Annotated in this window: 15 protein-coding genes; 10 read left to right on the top strand and 5 right to left on the bottom strand. The window is 63.7% G+C overall.

What is annotated here, in order from left to right; translation table 11 throughout:
- The first annotated feature begins 1 nt into the window (after position 1).
- The 6 genes from xdhB to ACLBXN_RS00400 all read left to right on the top strand — a co-directional run bounded on the left by xdhB (position 2) and on the right by ACLBXN_RS00400 (position 8,254).
- The gene (gene xdhB / locus ACLBXN_RS00375) at positions 2–2,428 is read left to right on the top strand and encodes a xanthine dehydrogenase molybdopterin binding subunit (RefSeq protein ID WP_447610755.1); all 2,427 of its coding nucleotides are present in this window, start codon (positions 2–4) and stop codon (positions 2,426–2,428) included.
- A gap of 162 nt (positions 2,429–2,590) precedes the next feature.
- Positions 2,591–3,892 (top strand): NCS2 family permease, encoded by a 1,302-nt coding sequence (locus tag ACLBXN_RS00380; RefSeq protein WP_003058992.1) that lies wholly within the window; start codon positions 2,591–2,593, stop codon positions 3,890–3,892.
- A gap of 420 nt (positions 3,893–4,312) precedes the next feature.
- Positions 4,313–5,296 carry an ABC transporter substrate-binding protein gene (locus ACLBXN_RS00385; protein WP_034401197.1) on the top strand — a complete coding sequence of 328 codons (984 nt, stop codon included), beginning with the start codon at positions 4,313–4,315 and terminating at the stop codon, positions 5,294–5,296.
- 12 nt (positions 5,297–5,308) lie between these two features.
- Complete coding sequence (locus ACLBXN_RS00390) at positions 5,309–6,166, top strand: ABC transporter permease (RefSeq protein WP_447610756.1); 858 nt, start codon at positions 5,309–5,311, stop codon at positions 6,164–6,166.
- Complete coding sequence (locus ACLBXN_RS00395) at positions 6,163–6,888, top strand: ABC transporter ATP-binding protein (protein ID WP_447610757.1); 726 nt, start codon at positions 6,163–6,165, stop codon at positions 6,886–6,888. The genes ACLBXN_RS00390 and ACLBXN_RS00395 overlap by 4 nt, the downstream gene beginning before the upstream one ends.
- A gap of 13 nt (positions 6,889–6,901) precedes the next feature.
- Positions 6,902–8,254: an LLM class flavin-dependent oxidoreductase gene (locus ACLBXN_RS00400; RefSeq protein ID WP_447610758.1), complete on the top strand. Its 1,353-nt coding sequence runs from the start codon at positions 6,902–6,904 to the stop codon at positions 8,252–8,254.
- Positions 8,255–8,287: 33 nt separating this feature from the next.
- Here ACLBXN_RS00400 and ACLBXN_RS00405 read toward each other — a convergent pair whose 3' ends face one another.
- Both ACLBXN_RS00405 and ACLBXN_RS00410 read right to left on the bottom strand, forming a co-directional pair.
- Positions 8,288–9,424, bottom strand: coding sequence for an anhydro-N-acetylmuramic acid kinase (locus ACLBXN_RS00405; RefSeq protein ID WP_447610759.1), 1,137 nt, complete (start codon positions 9,422–9,424; stop codon positions 8,288–8,290).
- A gap of 142 nt (positions 9,425–9,566) precedes the next feature.
- Complete coding sequence (locus ACLBXN_RS00410; RefSeq protein WP_447610760.1) at positions 9,567–10,925, bottom strand: peptidoglycan DD-metalloendopeptidase family protein; 1,359 nt, start codon at positions 10,923–10,925, stop codon at positions 9,567–9,569.
- A 191-nt stretch (positions 10,926–11,116) separates the two neighbouring features.
- On the opposite strand from ACLBXN_RS00410, the gene tyrS reads away from it, so the two are divergent.
- A complete protein-coding gene (gene tyrS, locus ACLBXN_RS00415) occupies positions 11,117–12,349 on the top strand; it encodes a tyrosine--tRNA ligase (protein WP_211457874.1) in 1,233 nt (410 codons plus the stop codon).
- Positions 12,350–12,527: 178 nt separating this feature from the next.
- Here the strand turns inward: tyrS and ACLBXN_RS00420 are convergent, their stop codons facing one another.
- Entirely contained in the window at positions 12,528–13,508 is a 981-nt protein-coding gene (locus tag ACLBXN_RS00420) for a LysR substrate-binding domain-containing protein (RefSeq protein ID WP_447610761.1), read from the bottom strand.
- A 104-nt stretch (positions 13,509–13,612) separates the two neighbouring features.
- On the opposite strand from ACLBXN_RS00420, the gene glmU reads away from it, so the two are divergent.
- Together glmU and ACLBXN_RS00430 are read left to right on the top strand one after the other, a co-directional pair.
- Positions 13,613–15,043 carry a bifunctional UDP-N-acetylglucosamine diphosphorylase/glucosamine-1-phosphate N-acetyltransferase GlmU gene (glmU, locus tag ACLBXN_RS00425; RefSeq protein ID WP_447610762.1) on the top strand — a complete coding sequence of 477 codons (1,431 nt, stop codon included), beginning with the start codon at positions 13,613–13,615 and terminating at the stop codon, positions 15,041–15,043.
- Positions 15,043–15,840, top strand: a complete 798-nt coding sequence (locus ACLBXN_RS00430; protein WP_447610763.1) for a sensor histidine kinase — start codon at positions 15,043–15,045, stop codon at positions 15,838–15,840. The genes glmU and ACLBXN_RS00430 overlap by 1 nt, the downstream gene beginning before the upstream one ends.
- A gap of 4 nt (positions 15,841–15,844) precedes the next feature.
- Here the strand turns inward: ACLBXN_RS00430 and ACLBXN_RS00435 are convergent, their stop codons facing one another.
- Entirely contained in the window at positions 15,845–16,978 is a 1,134-nt protein-coding gene (locus ACLBXN_RS00435; protein WP_343675750.1) for a diguanylate cyclase AdrA, read from the bottom strand.
- 127 nt (positions 16,979–17,105) lie between these two features.
- A complete protein-coding gene (locus tag ACLBXN_RS00440; protein WP_343675752.1) occupies positions 17,106–17,606 on the bottom strand; it encodes an Lrp/AsnC family transcriptional regulator in 501 nt (166 codons plus the stop codon).
- A gap of 136 nt (positions 17,607–17,742) precedes the next feature.
- On the opposite strand from ACLBXN_RS00440, the gene glmS reads away from it, so the two are divergent.
- A complete protein-coding gene (glmS, locus tag ACLBXN_RS00445; protein WP_447610764.1) occupies positions 17,743–19,659 on the top strand; it encodes a glutamine--fructose-6-phosphate transaminase (isomerizing) in 1,917 nt (638 codons plus the stop codon).
- Positions 19,660–20,013: the final 354 nt, after the last annotated feature.

Consider the following 20,013-nt stretch of genomic DNA (forward strand, 5'->3'; position numbering starts at 1 on the left):
AATGAACCACCCCCATGAACTGACGAATGAACTGGTGGCAGAAGCCTTTGCCGACTACCGCAAGAACCAGGCCTATCGCATCGACGAAGTGACCGAGGCCAAGGCCCATGACCAGGGCGCCCGCGTGGGCGTCAGCCGCAAGCACGAGTCCGCACACCTGCATGTGGCCGGCGAGGCCGCCTATATCGACGACCTGCCCGAGCTCGAAGGCACGCTGCACTGCGCCCTGGGGCTCTCGCCCGTGGCCCACGGCCGTCTGACGGCGCTGGCGCTGGAGGCCGTGCGCGCCATGCCCGAGGTGGTGGAGGTGATCACGGCAGCCGATATTCCCGGCGTCAACGACTGCGGCTCCATCATTCATGATGACCCGATTCTGTGCGACGGCGAAATCCGCTACGTGGGCCAGCCCCTGTTCGCCGTGATTGCCCGCTCGCGCGATGCGGCAAGGCGCGCCGCGGCCTTGGCCAAGGCGGCCGCCACCATCAGCGAGCTGCCGCCCGTGCTGACACCGCGCCAGGCCCATGAGCTGGGGCAGTACGTGATGCCGCCCATGCACCTGGAGCGCAGCACACGAGAAGGCGGCGTGCGCGCCGCCATGGATGCCGCGCCGCACCGCCTCAAGGGCTCCTTCGATGTGGGCGGGCAGGAGCAGTTCTATCTGGAAGGGCAGATCAGCTACGCCACGCCCAAGGAAGACGGAGCCGTGCATATTCACTGCTCCACCCAGCATCCCAGCGAAATGCAGCACCTGGTGGCGCATGCTCTGGGCGTGGCTTCGCACAGCGTGCATGTGGAATGCCGGCGCATGGGCGGCGGCTTCGGCGGCAAGGAGTCGCAGTCGGCGCTGTTCGCCTGCGTGGCGGCCGTGGCGGCGACCCGGCTGCAAAAGCCGGTCAAGCTGCGTCTGGACCGCGACGACGACTTCATGATCACCGGTCGCCGTCACTGCTTCTGGTATGAGTACGAAGTGGGTTATGACGATGAGGGCCGCGTGCTGGGCGCCGAGATCTCCATGGTCTCGCGCTCCGGTCACTCTGCCGACCTGTCGGCGCCGGTGATGACGCGAGCGCTGTGCCATTTCGACAATACCTACTGGCTGCCCGATGTGCTCATGCACGGCTATATGGGCAAGACCAATACCCAGAGCAATACGGCTTTCCGTGGCTTTGGCGGACCTCAGGGCGCGATTGCCATCGAGAACATTCTGGATACGGTAGCCCGCAGCCTGGGGCGCGATCCGCTCGATGTGCGGCGCGTCAACTTCTACGGCAAGGGCGAGCGCAACATCACGCCCTATGAGCAGGTCGTGACCGATAACGTGATTCACGAGCTGGTGGCCGAGCTGGAGGAGTCCAGCGACTACCGTGCGCGCCGTGCAGCCGTGAATGCCTTCAACGCCGGCAGTGCCGTGCTCAAGCGTGGCCTGGCGCTGACACCGCTGAAGTTCGGCATCTCCTTCAATGTGGCCCACTTCAACCAGGCCGGCGCGCTGGTCCATATCTACACCGATGGCTCGATTCTCGTGAACCATGGCGGCACGGAAATGGGCCAGGGCCTGAACACCAAGGTGGCGCAGGTGGTGGCGCATGAGCTGGGCGTGGCCTTCGAGAATGTGCGCGTGACGGCCACCGATACCAGCAAGGTGGCCAACACCTCGGCCACGGCGGCCTCGACGGGAGCCGACCTCAACGGCAAGGCCGCACAGGATGCCGCACGCCAGCTGCGCGAGCGTCTGGCCGAATGCGCCGCACGCCTGCATGGCGGCGACGCCGGGGACGTGCGCTTTGCCAACAATGCGGTGCAGGTCAACGGCCAGAATGTGCCGTTTGCCGAGCTGGTGCGCGCCGCCTATCTGCAGCGTGTGCAGCTGTGGTCGGATGGCTTCTATGCGACGCCCGGGCTGCACTGGGACGGCAAGCGCATGAAGGGCCACCCCTTCTTCTACTTTGCCTATGGCGCCGCCGTCAGCGAGGTGGTCATCGATACCTTGACGGGCGAATGGAAGCTGCTGCGCGCCGATGTGCTGCATGACGTGGGCCGCTCGCTGAACCCGGCCGTCGATGTGGGCCAGGTGGAGGGCGCCTTTATCCAGGGCATGGGCTGGCTGACCACCGAGGAGCTGGTCTGGCATCCGCAAACCGGAAAGCTCACGACCCATGCGCCCAGTACCTACAAGATTCCCACGGCCAATGACTGCCCGCCGGTCTTCAATGTGCGCCTGTTCGAGGGCGACAACTATGAAGACTCCATCCACCGCAGTAAGGCCGTGGGCGAGCCGCCGCTGCTGCTGCCGTTCTCGGTGTTCTTCGCGATTCGCGATGCGGTGTCCGCCGCCGGCGAGCACCGGGCGAATCCGCCTCTGCAGGCACCGGCCACGTCAGAGGCCATCCTGAGAGCAGTGGAAGCCGTTCAAGGGCACACTGGCTAGTTTTTCCTCACAGGTGTTGTCGCCTTGCGGGGCGGCAGCCATTGGAGTCATGGCTGTTTGCCGAGGGGCAAGGCCATGTGCTGCGCCGTCCATTTGGCGGCGCAGGACCGGGCGCGTTCCTCGCGTTGCGCCTCGCATGCAAAACAACACGGAGACTATGCAATGAACTGGACAGAGCGGATATTCAAACTCAGGGAGCACAACACCAATGTGCGCACGGAACTGGTCGCAGGGCTGACGACCTTTCTTTCAATGGCCTACATCATGTTCGTCAACCCCTCCATTCTGGGGGATGCGGGCATGCCCAAGGGCTCGGTCTTTGTCGCCACCTGCCTGATCGCAGCGCTGGGGTCGACCATCATGGCGCTGTATGCCAACTACCCGATTGCGCTGGCGCCGGGCATGGGGCTGAACGCCTATTTTGCCTATGTGGTGGTGCTCAAGATGGGCTATACATGGGAGGCTGCTTTGGGGGCGGTGTTCGTCTCGGGATGTCTGTTCCTGATCTGCACGATGCTGGGCCTGCGTGAGCTCATCATCAAGGGCATACCGCAGTCCATACGTGTGTCCATCACCGTCGGGCTGGGACTGTTCCTGGCGCTGATCGCGCTCAAGACCGCCGGTGTGGTTGCTGCCGACCAGAACACCTATGTGACGCTGGGCGATCTGCACAAGCCCGAGGTCATCATGGCACTGCTGGGCTTTTTGCTGATCGTGGTGCTGGACCGTCTCAAGGTGCCGGGCGCCTTGCTGATCGGCATTCTGGCCGTGACCGTGGCCTCGTTCTTCTTCGGCGGCAACACCTTCCACGGCATCTTCTCGGCGCCTCCCTCCATCGAGCCCACCTTCATGAAGCTCGACATCAAGACGGCGCTGACCACGGGCTTCCTCAACGTGGTGCTGGTGTTCTTCCTGGTGGAGCTGTTTGACGCTACCGGCACGCTGATGGGCGTGGCGCGCCGCGCCGGCCTGCTGGTGCCTGAGCGCATGGGGCGTTTCAACCGCTCGCTGCTGGCCGATTCGGGTGCGATTTTCGTGGGCTCCATCCTGGGTACTTCCAGCACCACCGCCTATGTGGAGAGCGCTGCCGGTGTGCAGGCTGGCGGTCGTACGGGCCTGACGGCTCTGACGGTTGCCATGCTCTTCCTGGCCTGTCTGTTCATCGCGCCGCTGGCCGGTGTCGTGCCCGGCTATGCCACCGCACCTGCGCTGCTGTTCGTGGCCTGCCTGATGCTGCGTGACCTGACGGAAGTGCAGTGGGATGAAACCACCGAAGCCATACCGGCAGTCGTCACCGCGCTGATGATGCCTTTCACCTACTCCATCGCCAACGGCCTGGCCTTCGGCTTCATCACCTATGCCGTGCTCAAGCTGTTCACGGGCAAGGTCAAGGAGGTGCACTGGATCATGTGGGTGATTGCTGCCCTGTTCCTGTTCAAGTTCATCTACGTCGGCGGTCACTGATCTTCAGGCGCTGATCGAACCCGGCATGGCTCGATGGAGCCAGCCGGACAGGACATCCAAGATGCGAAAAGCAGTCCGGCTACTGGTGGGTCGGGCTGCTTTTTGCATTGCGCGCGTCAGGCCAGCCGATGGCCTGGGCCTTGATGGGCAGACGCCCGGATGGTCAGTCATTTCTCCGGGTCTCAACAACATTGATTTCATGAGCATATTGCCGAATCAAAGCTTGTTGTGCGTTCGTGCGCCTGGCCTCGATGGGCGCCTGCCGCCTTAAGTGCCTGACAGCACAGCGAAATCCATGTGCGTCCGCCGGACCGGCACCGGCGCTCGGATGAGTTGGTTGTTTCCAAATTTGAAATCTATATTTTTGAATCGATCGACGGCTCCCTAGCATCTGCCCCATTGCATACATGGGAGAAGAAAGTGGACAAGCGTCGATTTCTGCTGGCCGGGCCTTCATGGCTGGCAATGGCGGCAGCCGGCATCACCGGTGCTGCGCATGCTGCGGTGGACGCCAAGACCAGGCTGGTCGTCGCTGACCAGAGCGAGCTGATTCGCCATCTGCTGGATGCAAGCGGCGAACGCAAGAAGACTGGCTTCCAGCTGGAGCTGCCCAATTTTGCCGGCGGTCCGGCCATCTTCGAGGCCATCCGCGCCGGAGCGCTGGACATGGCCTATGTGGGAGACACGCCTCCCATCCAGGCGCGCGCAGCAGGCGTGAACCTGCCCATCATCGCAACCTTCACCCGAGCCAGAGCGGAATATCGTTTGCTGCAACATGCCGGCGCCGGGGTGGAGCGCCTGAGCGATCTGCGTGGCAAGCGCGTGAGCTATGTCGAAGGCTCGGGTCGCCAGGTTTTCCTGATCGAGGCCCTGAACCGGGCGGGCCTGACGCTCAAGGATGTCACGCTGGTGCATCTGCGCGTGGCCGAACTCAACGATGCCCTGCGTGCCCGGGCCGTGGATGTCGCCACCATTGCCGAGCCGCATGTCACGCGGCTGTCCAGGCAGATCGGTGCGCGTGTGGTGCCCGACCCCCTGGAGCGTCAGCTGCTGCCTTCCACCTCTTATATCTATGCCCGTCCGGAGGTGCTGGCCGATCCGCAGAAGGCCGAGGCCATCCGCGAATTCCTGGCCTCCTTCGTGCGCGCGGGGCGCTGGAGCAATACCCATCGCAAGGAATGGGAGCAGCACTACCTGCGCAATTTCCAGCGCCTCGATGCCGAGAGCGCTGCGGCCATACAGGCCGCGCAGGCTCCGCTCGAGTTCCAGACCGCCGCACAGGCCCAGCCCCATCATCAGAAGCTCATCGACATCCTGCACAGCGCCGGCAGTCTGCCCCGGCGCCTGGATGCCAGGGACTCCTTTGTGGCGAGCTATGACGGCGTGATCGTCGCCAATCGCTGAGGAGCTGCCGTGATGACTCCGATTCCTCTGGAAGCGCGCGTGGCCGGCTGGCAGTCTCAGACCGGAGCGCCGCTTGCCGCGCCAGACCGCAAGGCCCCGGCACTGGTGCCGGCCCGCCTGTCGCCGGGCATGCTGCTGGCCGGGCCGGCCCTGCTGCTGCTGGTATGGGAGGCAGCATCGCGGCTGGGCTATCTCTCGCCCGAGACGCTGACGGCACCGTCGCAGGCATTGCGTACAGGCTATGAAATGGCCGTTGATGGAAGCCTGCTGCCGCATCTGCTGGCTTCGGCCGGGCGAGCCTACACAGGGCTGTTTCTGGGCATTGTGGTGGGCGTGCTGCTGGCGCTGGTCGCCGGACTGAGCCGCACCGGCGAGGCCCTGATCGATGGACTGGTGCAGATCAAGCGGGCCGTTCCCACGCTGGCGCTGATTCCGCTGGCCATCATCTGGCTGGGCATAGGCGAGGCGATGAAGGTCTTCCTCATCTTCACCGCCGTGCTGATTCCCATCTATATCAACACCCATGCAGCGCTGCGCAGCATAGACATCGGTCATGTGGAGCTGGCGCAGACGCTGGGACTGTCGCGTGCCGAGTTCATTCGCAAGGTGGCCCTGCCGGGCGCGTTGCCGGGCTTTTTTGTCGGCCTGCGCATGGCGGTCTCGCTGTGCTGGACGGCGCTGGTGGTGCTGGAGCTGATCAACACGCAGACCGGTATCGGTTACCTGATGAACCGTGCACGCGACTGGGGGCAGACCGATGTGATCGTGGTGGGCATTCTGATCTACGCGCTGCTGGGTCTGCTCTCCGACGCCGCGGTGCGTCGCCTGGAGGCACATGTGCTGTCCTACCGGAGGTCGCTGGGATCATGAACCGTCCATCATTGGCAGGTGCCGTGCACCTGCATGGCTTCAGCCGCAGCTTTCATGGCAGGCAGGTGCTCGACGACCTCGAGCTTGATATTGCGCCGGGGCAGTTTGTGGCGCTGCTGGGAGAGTCGGGCTCCGGCAAGACCACGCTGTTGCGCGCATTGGCCGGCCTCGATGCCGAGGCTCGGAGTTCGGGGGCGGCGGTTGCTCATGGCAATGTGTCCGTGCTGTTCCAGGACTCGCGCCTGCTGCCCTGGCTGACGGTGCTGGACAACCTGACGCTGGGCCTGGACGCGCAGGCTGCCCGGCCTGCCGCGGTGCAATTGCTGCGCGAGGTGGGGCTGGCAGACAAGGCTGCGGCCTGGCCCGCCAGCTTGTCGGGCGGGCAAAAGCAGCGCGCGGCGCTGGCTCGCTCCTTGCTGCGCGAGCCGCATGTGCTGCTGGCCGACGAGCCTTTCGGGGCCCTCGATGCGCTGACCCGATTGCGCATGCAGGGCCTGCTGCGGCGCATGGTGGAGCGCGTACGCCCGACGGTGATCCTGGTGACCCACGATGTGGACGAGTCCCTGCTGCTGGCAGACCGGATTCTGGTGCTCAGGGACGGAAAGATCGCCGAAGACCATGCGCTGGATCTGGCCCATCCGCGGCGCCCCGACCACCCCGCTTTCATGCAGCTGCGCGCGACCTTGCTGCGCAGTCTGGGTGTGGAAGCCGAACTTGTCTGAAAGAAGCTGTGCCATGACGCGACAACTACACCTGAACCTGTTTCTGATGACGCGAGGCCACCATGAAGGTGCCTGGCGTCACCCCGGCGCCAATCCCAAGGCCTTGACCGATCTGCAACTGTATGTGGATGCTGCCCGCATTGCCGAGGCCGCCAAGTTCGATGCCGTGTTTCTGGCCGACGGGCTGGTCGGGCCCGACAGCGGGCAAATGGCCTCTTCGGGTCAGCTCGAGCCGTTGCTGCTGCTGGCGGCGCTGGCGCAGCATACCGAGCGTATCGGGCTGATCGGAACGGCTTCCACCACCTACAGCCTGCCCTATACGCTGGCGCGGCAGTTCGCCACGCTGGACCACCTGTCCAAGGGCCGGGCAGGCTGGAATATCGTGACCTCATGGCTGCCCCGGGCCGGCGAAAACTACGGGCTGCAGCAGAATGTCGAGCATGCCGAGCGCTACCGCATCGCCGAGGAATTCGTGGCCGCAGTGGATGCGCTGTGGCGCAGCTTTCCGGGCGCTGCGGTGGTGGACGATGCCGCATCGGGTCAGTACCTGGACATCGGCCAGGTGCGCCCCGTCAACTATGCGGGCACGCATATCCGTACGCGCGGACCACTGAATGTGCCGGGCAGTCCTCAGGGCCGTCCGGTGCTGGTGCAGGCCGGGCAGTCCGATACCGGCCGGGCCTTTGCCGCGCAATGGGCCGAGGCCATATTCACGGCACATGGCAGCAAGGAGTCGGCGCAAGGCTTTTATGCCGATATCAAGGGACAGGCGAAGGCGCTGGGGCGCCGGGCCGAGGATATCGTGATCCTGCCGGGCATCAGCGCCGCGATCGGCTCCACGGAGTACGAAGCCCGCCAGGTGTGGGAGGAGCTCGACAGCCTGACCAGCATCGAAGTGGGGCTGGGACGTCTGTCGGCCCGCTTTGGTGGCCATGATTTCAGCGGTCTGCCGCTGGACCGCCGGCTCACGCGCGATGACTTTCCGGACCCCGCGCTGGTGGAGGCTTCCAAGAGCCGCGCTATCGGCTATGTGGAGACCACGCTGCGCGACGGGCTCACGCTGCGCCAGCTGCTCAAGCGGCTGGCAGGCGCGCGCGGGCATCTGGCGATTGCCGGCACGCCCGAGCAGGTGGCGGACACGATCGAAGACTGGTTCCGCACGGGCGCTGCCGATGGTTTCAATGTGATGCCACCGGTGATCACCCAGCAGTTGGAGCTGTTTGCCAGCGAGGTCGTGCCGATTTTGCGCAAGCGTGGGCTGTTCCGCAGCGATTACCAGAGCAGCACGCTGCGCGGCCATTTCGGCTTGCCCGATCTGCCGGCCGTGCAGCACAGACTGCAGGCGGATGCCGCAGTAGCGGCCTGAGCCTGCAGGCGGGAGGGCTGCCGGCTATCAGTCTCAGGAGGGGTGGATGGCGCCCAGAATGCGCGGGCCTCTCGCGCCCGTCACGCTGGCCAGATTGCCGGGCAGGCCCAGCAGGCATTGACGTGCCAGCCAGGCAAAGGCGGCTGCTTCCACTTCCAGCGGGGGCAGGCCGCGCTCTGCCGTGGAGGCTACCTTCACACCCGGCAGCAGGGCGGCCAGGCGCTGCATCAGATAGGTGTTCAGTGCACCGCCGCCGCATACCAGCAGTTCGGTGCCGCCCCTGCCGAAACGCCGGACGGCATGGGCACAGCTGGCTGCGGTGAATTCGGCCAGGGTCGCCTGCACATCGACCGCGGCGGCCTGCGCAGCATGCTGCTGCAGATGCCGCTCCAGCCAGTCGGCGTGAAACAGATCGCGCCCCGTGCTCTTGGGCGGCTCCTGGGCCAGATAGGGATCGCCCAGCATGGCGGTCAGCAGCTCGGGAAGGACCTTGCCGCTGGCAGCCCACCGGCCGCTCTCGTCATAGCTCTTGCCGGTATGGCGCAGGCACCAGCCGTCCATCAGCGCATTGCCGGTGCCGGTATCGAAGCCGAGCACCGAGTCGGCACCCAGCACGCTGAGATTGGCAATACCGCCGATATTGAGCACCAGGGCTGTTTCCCCGGGTTTGCCGAATACGCTTTGGTGAAAGGCCGGCACCAGTGGCGCACCCTGACCGCCGGCCGCCACATCACGGCTGCGCAGATCGGCGACGACGGTGATGCCGGTCAGCTCGGCCAGCAGGGCGGGGTTGTTGAGCTGAAGCGTATAGCCCGTGCCATCGAACATCTGGGGGCGGTGGCGCACGGTTTGCCCGTGGGCGCCTATGGCGGCGATCTGCCCGGCGTCGACGTCGGCAGTGGTCAGCAGCTGCTGCACCACCTGCGCATAGTGGCGCACCAGTGCATTGGCGGCCAGGGCGGCGCGATGCAGTTCATCCTGGCCGTCGGCAGTATTGAGGGCCAGCAGCTCTGCGCGCAATGCCGCGTCGAAGCCGCAGCTGGCATGTTGCAACACCTGGGTGCCACGGCTGAAGTCCACGAGAACGCCATCGACGCCATCCAGCGAGGTGCCGGACATCAGGCCGATATAGAGAGGGCTTTGGGCGGCTTGTTCAATGGCATTGGGCATGGCAGATCGGAAGGTAGGCTTACGGTTTTACTATCTTAGCTGTAGCGTTCGGTGTATGTCTGATGCGCGCTGCGAACGATCTTCATGCGGAAATGAAAAAGGGCTGCAATCTGCAGCCCTTGGTGTGCGTGGCGACGCTGGCTCAGCGCGCGCTGGCCACGGCATACGATTGCGTGCCGGCGTTGAGTTCGATGCGCATCTGCGCGGCCTGCTGCTCGAAGGCCGGGCGGGCGGCCTTGGAGATGGGCTGGGCGGCGTCGGTGATCTGGGCAATGGTCAGCGGATCGCGCTGTTCGCCCTTGTCGCGGAACTCGAAGTGCAGATGAGGCCCGGTGGCCCAGCCCGTGGCGCCCACGGCGCCGATGATGTCGCCCTGGTCCACGCGTTGACCGCGCTTGACGTCGATGCGGCTCAGGTGGGCGTAGACGGTGGTGTGTTGGTTGGCGTGGTCGACAAAGATCACATTGCCGTAGCCGTTCTGCACGCCGGCAAAGGACACGACGCCGTCGCCCACGGTGCGCACCTTGGTGCCGGTGGGAGCCGCAAAGTCGGTGCCCAGATGCGCGCGCCAGGTTTTCTGGATGGGGTGGACGCGCATGGAGAAGCCGCTGCTGATGCGCGAGAACTCCACGGGATAGTTCAGATAGGCCTGGCGCAGGCTCTTGCCGTCCAGCGTGTAGTAGGCGCCCTTCTTGCCGGCTTCCTGGAACCACATGGCCTGATGCGACTTGCCATTGTTGTAGAACTCGGTGCTCAGCACGCGGCCGGCACGCAGTGGCTCGCCATCGGCTTCCAGCGATTCATAGACCACGGCAAAGCGATCACCCTTGCGCAGGCCGCGGCGGAAGTCCAGCTCGCCCTGGAAGATGTCGGCCATCTGCATGGAGATGCTGTCGGGAATGTCGGAGGCATCCGTGGCGGCAAAGAAGGAGGAGCGAATCACGCCACCGGCCAGACGGGGGCTGGCCGTGAGCTTGCCGGTCTCGATCTTGGATTGCAGCTTGCCGTCCACGCGCTCCACGGTCAGGCGCTGGAAGCTGCCGTCTTCGCCAGGAGCCCAGCGCACGGTCAGCTGGCTCAATTGCTGGTCGGGCGTGGTTTCGGCGGACACGAGGCGGCCGGCACGGCCCAGCACGTTCTGGCGCACGGCATCGTTGCTGCGCATGAAGGCTGCAGCCTGCGGATCGGCAATGCCAAGGCGCTGCAGCAGCGACTCGGTCGTGTCGTTGGCACGGGTGTATTCGGAACGATAGAGGGAGAAGGACTGCAGATCCGTCAGATCGGCCAGATCCTGGCCGGCGGCCAGGGAGGTGACGGGTTCGGTCAGTGTGCGTACGGGAAGGTCGGCGGGGTCGGGCCCCAGGCTGGCCACTGCAAAGGCACCGCTGCCACCGGTCAGCAAAACAGTCGCCAGCGCGGCCGTGGCGCGCTTGGGGTGTTTTTGCAGAGCCGATGTCAGCCGTGCGAGCAGAGCACCGCCGGCATTTTTCAAGCCAGTCATCAAAACATCAAATCCTTGGGAAAGCGTGTCGGTGGAGTTGGTATTTGTTACGACTGACACGTCTCCAGCAGCTCTACCGTGCCATAAGTCCATCCAAAGAGGTCTTTATGAGGGAGCAGTCTAGAATTGACCGTAACACCAAACCTCCAAGTATATCGGCCGCGTCCTACCTCGCCTGCCGAAAAACCCTTATGAATCAATCTGCTGTTACAAGTTTTCCCGTGACCGACAGAGTGAACCAGGCGCTGGAAGTCACTCTGCGTGGAGTCGATGAGCTGCTGCCCAAGGACGAGTGGGTCCAGAAACTGGCCAGGTCCGAAGCCACCGGTGTGCCCCTGCGCATCAAGCTGGGCCTGGACCCGACAGCTCCCGACATCCATCTGGGCCACACCGTGGTGCTCAACAAGATGCGCCAGCTGCAGGATCTGGGCCATCAGGTGATCTTTCTGATCGGCGACTTCACCACGCTGATCGGCGACCCTTCGGGCCGCAATTCCACGCGCCCGCCGCTGACGGCCGAGCAGATCAAGGCCAACGCCGAGACTTACTACACCCAGGCCGCCAAGGTGCTGGACCCGGCCAGGACCGAGGTGCGCTACAACAGCGAGTGGTGCGACCAGCTGGGTGCGCGCGGCATGATCCAGCTGTCGGCCAAGTACACGGTGGCGCGCATGATGGAGCGCAACGACTTCCATACGCGCTTCACCGACGGCAGCTCCATCAGCCTGCACGAGTTTCTCTACCCGCTGCTGCAGGGCTATGACTCGGTGGCGCTCAAGTCCGACCTGGAGCTGGGCGGCACCGATCAGAAGTTCAATCTGATGATGGGTAGGCATCTTCAGGCCGAGTATGGTCAGGAGCAGCAGTGTGTGCTCACAATGCCGCTGCTGGTGGGTCTGGACGGCGTGCACAAGATGTCCAAGTCCAAGAACAACTACATCGGCATCACCGAGGACGCCAACACCATGTTCGCCAAGGTGCTGTCGATTTCGGACGACCTGATGTGGGACTGGTACACCCTGCTGTCCTTCAAGAGCCTGGCCGATATCGCCGCGCTCAAGGCCGAGATCGAGGCCGGCGGCAACCCCAAGCATGCCAAGGTGGCCCTGGCCAAGGAGATCACCGCGCGCTTCCACAGTGCAGCGGCAGCCGAGGCGGCCGAGCAGGATTTCATCAACCGCTCCAAGGGCGGCATTCCCGATGACATCCCTGAAATCAGCCTGCCCGGCGCACCGCTGGGCATCGGTGCGCTGGTCAAGCAGGCCAATCTGGCTGCATCGACCGGCGAAGCCAACCGTCTTATCGATGGCGGCGGTGTGCGCGTCGACGGCAACGTCATCAGCGACCGCGCACTGAAGCTGGATGCCGGCACCTTTGTGCTGCAGGTGGGCAAGCGCAAGTTTGCGCGTGTCACGCTGAGCTGAGTTGAGCTCAGCGGTGCGTCACCGCTGCGCGCAACAGGGCAAGGCGTTGTCCTTGCCGACATGGTCTGTCGAATGTGTCAGCCATCAAAATGAGAGCTGCTTACGCTTGATACATCTACGTTTCAATTCATTTTGTATTTGAAACAAAGGTGGAGCAAGCGCTGGCAGCTCTCTTTTTTTATGAGGTCGGCTCGCCCGCGCCTCGCATGGCGTCGCGTGTCTGGCGGGCTTGCTCCAGCAGCCACTGGCAGAAGGCCTGCACTTCGGGGCGCTCGCTGCTGCGCGGGCCTTGCAGCAGCCAGTACGACAGCGGCGACGCCAGGCGATGCTCGGGCAATACCTCGACCAGGCTGCCGGCCGCCAGCGCATCGGCCACCAGCGGCAGGCGCGCGATGGCCAGACCCTGGCCCGCGAGCGCGGCCTGCACGATCTGGTGGGCGTAGTTGAAGTACAGCCAGCGCGGCGGCTGCAGCTGGTCGCAGCCGTTGGCGGCAAACCAGCGCTGCCAGCTCAGCCACTCCAGCTGGGGCATGCGGTGCACGTCGCCGGTTTCAATCAGCGTGTAGTGGGCCGCATCGGCGGGGTTGCGCACGGCAGGGCCGCTTCTGAGCAAGCTGGGGCTGGCGACCAGCACCAGCTCTTCACCGAACAGAGCCTTTGCCGAGGCATCGGAGACGCCGGCGCTGTAGCGTATGGCCAGGTCCACATCGGTGGTTTCCAGATCCACCACGGCGTCGCCCGTGTCGATGCGAATGTCGATATCGGGATGGGCGCGCTGGAACGCCTCCAGACGCGGAATCAGCCACATGGCGGCAAAGCTGGCCCATGTGGTGATGGCCACGCTCTTGCGGCCCACGGTCTGGCGGATCTGGCGCACCGTGGCGTCGATCGACTCCAGTGCGGGTTGCACGGCATGCAGCAGCTGGGCACCGGCCCCGGTCAGCTCCACGGCGCGCGAATGGCGCAGGAACAGCGGGATGCCCACCTCGTCTTCCAGCGACTGGATCTGGCGGCTGACAGCGGACTGGGTCAGCGCCAGCTCGTCCGCTGCGGCTCGAAAGTTCAGGTGCCGGGCCACGGCCAGAAAGGCGCGCAGATGGCCGGCACCGATGGCGCGGGTGCGAAGCAGCGGAGTGGGGCTGGTGGTGGCATGAGGCATGGCAGGGCAAGCATAAGGCGTTTGCGGCCACTGTTGCCTGCGCTTGCAGTTGCGGGTGCAGGCTATGGGTCGATAATCAGGCGGTTTTCATCCCACAAATCAATATGACTGCACCTCTGGACATCGTCGTCATGGCCGCCGGCAAAGGCACCCGCATGAAAAGCCGCCATCCCAAGGTGCTGCAAAAGCTGGCCGGTCGCGCCCTGTTGCAGCATGTGCTGGACACTGCGGCTCAGCTCAAGGCGCGCTCGGCCGTGGTGGTGACGGGCCATGGTGCAGCAGAAGTGGAAGCTGCCATCACCACCGCCAATGGCGCGGATGGCTCCATGGATCTGAAGTTTGTGCGCCAGGAGCCCCAACTGGGCACCGGCCATGCCGTGCAGCAGGCCGTGCCTGCGCTCAAGGACGATGGTCTGGTCGTGGTGCTGTCGGGCGATGTGCCGCTGACCCAGGCCGACACGCTGCAGGGTCTGCTCGATGCCGCCGGCAGCGACAAGATGGCGCTGCTCACCGTGAGCATGGCCGATCCCACGGGCTACGGCCGCATCGTGCGCAACGATGCCGGCACGGTGCAGCGCATCGTCGAGCAAAAGGACGCCAGCGAAGCCGAACGTGTCATCACCGAGATCTACAGCGGCATCATGGCCGTGCCCGCCAGGCATCTGACGGCATGGCTGGCCAGGCTCGACAACAACAATGCCCAGGGCGAGTACTACCTGACCGATATCGTCGCCATGGCCGTGGCCGACGGCGTGCCCGTGGTGGGTCACCGCATCGCCGATGCGCTGCAGGTGGCGGGCGTCAACAGCCCGCTGCAACTGGCAGAGCTGGAGCGGGCGCACCAGCTGCGCCAGGCGCGCGGGCTGATGGAGCAGGGCGTGCGCATGGCCGATCCTGCGCGCTTCGACCTGCGTGACGATGCTCGCGGCACCAAGGCCAGCCTGAGCTGCGGTCAGGATGTGGAAATCGACGTGAACTGCATCTTTGCCGGCAAGGTGACGATTGGTGCCGGCGCCAGGATCGGCGCCAACTGCCATCTCAGCAATGTGAGCATTGCCGACGATGCCGTGATCCATCCCTTCACGCATATCGACGGCGAGAAGGCCGGTGTGGAAGTGGGCCAGGGCGCGCTGATCGGCCCGTTTGCCCGCCTGCGCCCCGGCGCCAAGCTGGGCCGCGAAGTACACATCGGCAACTTCGTGGAGGTGAAGAACTCCACCCTGGCCGACGGTGCCAAGGCCAATCACCTGGCCTATCTGGGCGATGCCACGGTGGGCGAGCGCGTGAACTATGGCGCAGGCAGCATCACTGCCAACTATGACGGCGTGAACAAGCACCGCACCGTGATCGAGGCCGATGTGCATATCGGCAGCAACTGCGTGCTGGTGGCTCCCGTGACCATTGCTGCCGGCGGCACGGTGGGCGGTGGCTCCACCGTGACCAAGAACACCGAGGTCGGTGCCTTGACGGTCGGACGCGGCAGGCAGGTCAGCATCCGCAACTGGAAGCGCCCCGAAAAGCTGCCCAAAGCCTGATGGAACCCATGCAGCCAGTTGCTGAAAGCAAGGTGCCTCGGACTCTGGACGAGGCGCTGGCGCTGCTGGCCAGGCGCGAGGCCGAGCTGGCCGCCTTGCGCACGGCCCAGCAGGAGTGGGTGCACGCGGTCTCGCATGATCTGCGGGCCCCGCTGCGCCATCTGCTGGCTTTCAACCCGTTGATTGCCGAATTGCTGCAGTCCCCCAGCCCTGGTGTCGAGGACCTGGAAGAGGCGCGCAGCTTTTTGCAGACCATGGACCAGTCCGCCCAGCGCATGGCGGCCATGTTCGAAGGCTTGTTGCAGCTGGCACGGGCCCAGCGCCATGTGCTGCAGCCGCAGCCCGTGGACTTGCCTGCCTTGCTGGGCAGTCTGCGCCAGCGTCTGCATGCGGGCACGCAAGGCCGGCGCATAGAGTGGTGTCTGCCTGCTGCAGCCCCAAGGCTGCAGGCCGATCCGCATCTGCTGGAGCAGGCTTTGGAGGCAGCTCTGGCCAATGCCGTCAAATTCACGCGGGCCATGCCGCTGGCACGCATTCAGGTCGATGTGCAGCGCGACGGGCAAGGCGGCTGCTCCATCTCGGTGACCGACAACGGCGTCGGCTTCGAGCAGGCGCGCTCGGGCAAGCTGTTTGGCGTCTTTCAGCGCATGCACCGCGAAGCCGAGTTCGAGGGCCTGGGCATCGGCCTGGCGTTGGTGCGCGACGTCTGCCGCCGCCATGGTGGCGAGGCAGAAATTCAGGCACAGCTCAATGCCGGATGCCAGCTGCAGATGCACTGGCCCACCTGTCTGCCCTGAGTGGTCAGACCACGTCGCGGTCCAAGCTCTCCTGCCCGGCGCTCGCCGCGCTGATCCGTGTCGACTCGGGTCGCATGGGCATGGTGGAGGGGCTGTGCTGCCTCTCGGGCTGCTGGGTGGCATCCATCACCTGGTCGCGCCCGCCGCTCTTGGCGCTGTAGAGCGCGCTGTCGGCCGCTTTGATCCATTCGGTTACCGAGCTGAAACTGTCATCGGCTGCGGCAACGCCAATGCTTGCGCTGATCTGCAGCTGCGGATAATCGCGAACGCGTATCTGGGCAATTTTTTCGCATATGCGCATGGCCACGGAATATGCCTCCCTGGCCGTGGTGTGCTTGCACAGTACGGTGAATTCATCGCCGCCATAGCGCCCTGCAATATCGTTGCTGCGCAGGCTGTTTCTAATGGCCAGCCCGATCAGCTTCAAAACCTCGTCGCCCACAATATGACCGTACAAATCGTTCACGCTTTTGAAACGGTCGATGTCAATCACCAGCAGGCAGGTCTGCTCCTTGACGCTGCGGTGCTGGTGCAGGGCGGCACGGGCCTTTTTCCACCAGTAATCGCGGCTGTATACCGTGGTCAGCGGATCGATGCGTCCCAATAGCTTGAGCTGCAGATTCTGCCGGGCCAGAGTCTTGAGCATGCGGCTGTTGGACCAGCTGGCATAGGCGCTGTGCATAACGATCAGCGGCAGCAGGCTGAGCTGCACTGCCAGCGGCGCATCCCATTGCGGGCTGGGCGTGATGGCCAGGCTCATGAAAAACATGCCGCACAGCAGTGCGATCAGGGATGGCAGCCAGCGGCGCTTCAATCCGGTATAGAAGCGGTCGGCCACGCCTATGGCCAGAATGCAGATGCCGGGCAGCAGACTCCAGTGCATCAGAGCGATCCAGCAACCGACGATCAGAGCATCGATCAGGGAGTTGAAATACTCCGCCTGGAACTGATCCTGTTGCCGACTTGAATGCAAAAAAGCAATATGTGGCCACGCCAGTGCACTTACCGCCGTGAATGCCCACCAGGCGAGATTGGTCGGGAGATATGACAGGCTCGCAGCCACCACTGCTCCGCCCAGTGCCATATAAGAGGCACGCAGAGGATAGGTGCGTCGGTGAATATCTCGATGCAAGGGCATCTGGTGGATTTGGCTTAAGTCAAGATCGCGAGAATAATCGAATTAATACAATTTGTATCAAATATTAAGGCGCCTGCGCAGCATCTACACCACACATTGCAGTTCAAGAATAAAGGCGTGCAAGTCCCTAATGTTGAGGGGCTGGCAAAGGCAGTTCGGTGCTGAATTTGGCGCGTTTGAGACTGAAGAAGGCTTTGACATTGCGCACATTGGCGTCCTGCGTGAACAGCTTCTGGCTCAAGGCCAGATAGGCTGGCATGTCGGCGCTGGCAATGACGAGGACGAAGTCGGGACCGGGAGAGACGCGCCAGCATTGCTGCACGCCGGGCTCGGCAACGGCTTTGTGCTCGAACTGCAGCAGCGAGGCACTGTCCTGCCGGTCCAGCGAGACTTCCACAATAGCCTGCAGGCCATGGCCGGTGAAGCGCGCAATGTGTTCGCTGCTGAGGATGGCGACCTGTTTCTCGATCAGACCCAACTCCTGCAGCCGCTTGACCCGGCGCAGGCAGGTGGCGGCAGACAACTCCAGCAGCCGGGCCAGGGCCTGGTTGCTCAGGCTGGCATCCCGCTGCAATTGCTGCAGTAGCTGGAGGTCGATGTGGTCCAGGTTGATGGAATTTTCATTCATTTATTAGAATTTTATTGAATAAAAAATCAAACTGCAGTGGTTGTGAAATTTTCAGTCATTTTTCATTTTTTATTGATTGAAAATTTTTCACTGCAGCAGATAGCATGCTCGCTCAATCAACCTAAGGTGTACCTCTATGTGTGGCATTGTTGCTGCGGTTTCTCATCGCAATATCGTTCCGGTTCTGGTCCAGGGTCTGCAACGACTGGAGTACCGCGGTTATGACTCCTGTGGGGTGGCGGTGCAGGCCGCGGACGCCAACGGCCTGAGCCTTGGGCTGCAGCGTGCGCGTTCCACAGCCCGCGTGGCCGAGCTGATGGAGCAGGTCAAGACCGAACATGTGGAAGGTTTCACCGGTATTGCCCATACCCGCTGGGCCACCCACGGCGAGCCTGCGGTGCGCAATGCCCATCCCCATTTCAGCCATGGCCCCGGCATCTCCCCCGTGGCCGATACAGATGCACCGGCACGCGTGGCCCTGGTGCACAACGGCATCATCGAGAACTACGAAGCCTTGCGTACCGAGCTCCAGGCCAAGGGCTATGTATTTGCCAGCCAGACCGACACCGAGGTCATTGCTCACCTGGTGGACAGTCTCTACAGCGGCGATCTTTTCGAAGCCGTGCAGGCCGCGACGGCCCGTCTGCATGGTGCTTATGCGATTGGCGTGATGCACCGGGACGAGCCCCAGCGCGTGGTCGGCGCCCGCGCCGGCTCCCCGCTGATTCTGGGTGTGGGCAAGGACGGCGGCGAGCATTTCCTGGCCAGCGACGCGATGGCACTGGCGGGCGTCACCGATCAGATCGTGTATCTGGAAGAGGGCGATCTGATCGATCTGCAGCCGGGACGCTACTGGGTCATCAGCAGGAGCGGCGAGCGCCTGACGGAGCAGCAGCGTCCGGTCAGGACCGTGATGGCGCACAGTGGCGCAGCCGAACTGGGCCCTTATCGCCACTACATGCAAAAGGAAATCTTCGAGCAGCCGCGCGCCCTGGGCGATACGCTGGAGGGCTTGAAGAACATTGCCCCCGAGCTGTTTGACGGGGTCACCTCGGAAGGCAAGACCGGTGCTGCGGCCTGGCGCGTGTTCAAGGAGATCGACCGGGTCCTGATTCTGGCCTGCGGCACCAGCTATTACAGCGGCTGCACGGCCAAGTACTGGATCGAGGCGATTGCCGGCATTCCCTGCAATGTGGAAGTGGCCAGCGAGTACCGCTACCGCACCAGCGTGCCCGATCCCAAGACCCTGATCGTGACCATCAGCCAGTCGGGCGAGACGGCCGACACATTGGCGGCCCTGCGCCATGCCCAGGGCCTGGGCATGAAGCACAGCCTGACCATCTGCAATGTGGCCACCAGCGCCATGGTGCGCGAGTGCGAGCTGGCCTATATCACCCGGGCCGGTGTGGAGATCGGCGTGGCATCGACCAAGGCCTTCACCACGCAGCTGGCCGGCCTGTTCCTGCTGACGCTGGCGCTGGCCCAGTCCAAGGGACGCCTGACGGAAGAGAAGGAGCAGCAGTATCTGACCGCCATGCGCCATCTTCCCGTGGCCCTGCAATCCGTGCTGGCACTGGAGCCGCAGATCATCAGCTGGGCCGAAGACTTTGCGAAGAAGGAGAACGCTCTCTTCCTGGGTCGCGGCATTCACTACCCCATCGCTCTGGAAGGCGCGCTCAAGCTCAAGGAAATCAGCTATATCCACGCCGAGGCCTATCCTGCCGGCGAGCTCAAGCATGGCCCGCTGGCGCTGGTGGACAGCCAGATGCCTGTGGTCACCGTGGCGCCCAATGACGAACTGCTGGAAAAGCTCAAGAGCAATATGCAGGAAGTGCGTGCGCGCGGCGGCGTTCTCTATGTGCTGGCCGATGCCAAGACCAATATCGAAAGCAGCGAAGGCATGCATGTGATTCGCATGCCCGAGAACTATGGCGCGCTGAGCCCCATCCTGCACGTGGTGCCGCTGCAGTTGCTGGCCTATCACACGGCGGTGGCACGCGGCACCGATGTGGACAAGCCGCGCAACCTGGCCAAGTCGGTCACGGTGGAATAAGCAGACGGCCTCTGCCACGAAAAAGCGCTCCATGGGAGCGCTTTTTTTGTTTGGGCTTGGCAGGTGGATGGCTGGCTTCAGCGCTGGCTAGACTCCTGCGGCCTTGAAGACCCGACGCAGTACCTGCATGGGTAGAAATTTAACGCGGCGGCGTTTGAGTTCATGTCGGTAGAGGCGCTCCCTCTCAATGAAGTTGATTTTTTCTTTCATTGCGATGTGTCTGGATGGCTAACCCAGCCAATCTAACAGCGTAGTGCGCATTTTCCGTAACACCCTGTCAGAGGGATTCGACATCCACATCCCGGCGCTGAAGCCCGCATGTCCCGGCATGCATGCAGCCATCCGGGATCGCCC

The sequence above is a fragment of the Comamonas sp. C24C genome (assembly GCF_053345995.1).

Coding starts and splice junctions, on each gene's coding strand:
- tyrS (WP_211457874.1), top strand. CDS start 11,117: ATGAATCAATCTGCTGTTACAAGTTTTCCCGTGACCGACAGAGTGAAC.
- glmS (WP_447610764.1), top strand. CDS start 17,743: ATGTGTGGCATTGTTGCTGCGGTTTCTCATCGCAATATCGTTCCGGTT.
- ACLBXN_RS00410 (WP_447610760.1), bottom strand. CDS start 10,925: ATGACTGGCTTGAAAAATGCCGGCGGTGCTCTGCTCGCACGGCTGACA.
- ACLBXN_RS00420 (WP_447610761.1), bottom strand. CDS start 13,508: ATGCCTCATGCCACCACCAGCCCCACTCCGCTGCTTCGCACCCGCGCC.
- ACLBXN_RS00400 (WP_447610758.1), top strand. CDS start 6,902: ATGACGCGACAACTACACCTGAACCTGTTTCTGATGACGCGAGGCCAC.
- ACLBXN_RS00390 (WP_447610756.1), top strand. CDS start 5,309: ATGACTCCGATTCCTCTGGAAGCGCGCGTGGCCGGCTGGCAGTCTCAG.
- ACLBXN_RS00380 (WP_003058992.1), top strand. CDS start 2,591: ATGAACTGGACAGAGCGGATATTCAAACTCAGGGAGCACAACACCAAT.
- xdhB (WP_447610755.1), top strand. CDS start 2: ATGAACCACCCCCATGAACTGACGAATGAACTGGTGGCAGAAGCCTTT.
- ACLBXN_RS00430 (WP_447610763.1), top strand. CDS start 15,043: ATGGAACCCATGCAGCCAGTTGCTGAAAGCAAGGTGCCTCGGACTCTG.
- ACLBXN_RS00435 (WP_343675750.1), bottom strand. CDS start 16,978: ATGCCCTTGCATCGAGATATTCACCGACGCACCTATCCTCTGCGTGCC.
- ACLBXN_RS00405 (WP_447610759.1), bottom strand. CDS start 9,424: ATGCCCAATGCCATTGAACAAGCCGCCCAAAGCCCTCTCTATATCGGC.
- ACLBXN_RS00440 (WP_343675752.1), bottom strand. CDS start 17,606: ATGAATGAAAATTCCATCAACCTGGACCACATCGACCTCCAGCTACTG.
- glmU (WP_447610762.1), top strand. CDS start 13,613: ATGACTGCACCTCTGGACATCGTCGTCATGGCCGCCGGCAAAGGCACC.
- ACLBXN_RS00395 (WP_447610757.1), top strand. CDS start 6,163: ATGAACCGTCCATCATTGGCAGGTGCCGTGCACCTGCATGGCTTCAGC.